The sequence below is a fragment of the Mycobacterium sp. NGS50 genome, from assembly GCF_059812545.1.
Window position 1 is genome coordinate 1 of the sequence record NZ_JCALCW010000103.1, and the last position, 351, is coordinate 351.

Below are 351 nucleotides of genomic sequence, written 5' to 3' on the forward strand. Positions count from 1 at the left end.
GGGGTGCCAGCTGTTGCGGTCCGAGTGGTCGGTAGTTGTCGGTGGCGTGCTGTAGGAACGAGTGTATGAATCTGGCGGCGTGGGCTGAGCGCAACGGTGTTGCGCGGGTAACTGCGTATCGCTGGTTTCGCGCCGGGTTGTTGCCGGTACCCGCGCGGCGCGTGGGTCGATTGATTCTCGTCGACGAACCGGCTGGGGACGCTGGCATGCGATCGCGGACCGCGGTGTATGCGCGGGTGTCGTCGGCCGATCAGAAAGCGGATCTGGATCGGCAGGTCGCGCGGGTGGTGGCGTGGGCCACGGCTCAACAGCTTCCAGTCGACGAGGTCGTGACCGAGGTCGGCTCCGCGC

At 67.0% G+C, this 351-nt stretch carries 1 protein-coding gene; it reads left to right on the plus strand.

Annotation, left to right across the window (positions count from 1 at the left end; translation table 11 throughout):
• Nucleotides 1-65: 65 nt before the first annotated feature.
• Nucleotides 66-351: recombinase family protein (locus AC5Y36_RS25875; protein ID WP_500043828.1), on the plus strand; the 286-nt coding region annotated here is incomplete at its 3' end.